This is a genomic window from bacterium, from assembly GCA_020440705.1.
GTDB lineage: Bacteria > Krumholzibacteriota > Krumholzibacteriia > LZORAL124-64-63 > LZORAL124-64-63 > JAGRNP01.
Genome location: JAGRNP010000299.1, coordinates 1 through 620 on the forward strand (window position 1 = coordinate 1; position 620 = coordinate 620).

1 protein-coding gene is annotated in these 620 nt (G+C 71.3%); it reads left to right on the forward strand.

Features of this window, described 5'->3' with window-relative positions:
* Positions 1-585, forward strand: a 585-nt coding sequence (locus KDM41_18480) for an ATP-binding cassette domain-containing protein (protein MCB1185412.1), incomplete at its 5' end; no start/stop codon positions are given.
* Positions 586-620 lie beyond the last annotated feature (35 nt).

Here is a 620-nt window from a genome sequence, read left to right on the forward strand (position 1 = left end):
ATCGCCGCCGGCGAAACCATCGCCATCACCGGCAGAAACGGCGCCGGCAAGTCCACCCTGGCCCACCTGCTGATGCGCTTTGCCGACCCCGAGAGCGGCCGCGTGCTCATCGACGGCACCGACATCCGCCACTGCACCCTGGCCAGCGTGCGCGCCCGGGTGGGGCTGGTGGCCCAGCACGTGCTGCTGCTCAACGGCAGCGTGGCGGAAAATATCGCCTACGGCGAGCCGGCGGTCAGCCGCGACAGGATCGAAGCCGCCGCCCGCGCCGCCCACGCCGACGCCTTCATTTGCGAGCTGCCCGAGGGCTACGACACGGTGATCGGCGACCAGGGCGTGCGCCTGTCCGGCGGCCAGCGCCAGCGGCTGTCACTGGCGCGCACCCTGCTGCGCAACCCCGCGATCCTCATCCTGGACGAGGCCACCGCCATGTTCGACCCCGCCGGCGAAGAGGCCTTCATCGCCGACTGCCACGAGCTGCTGCACCAGCGCACGGTGATTCTTATCACCCACCGCCCGGCGAGCCTGGCGCTGGCGGATCGGGTGCTGAAGCTGGAGACGGGGGAGCGGGCGGATGCGGTGTAGGGTCAGCCTGTGTGGCTCGGCCGGGGTCTGCACTC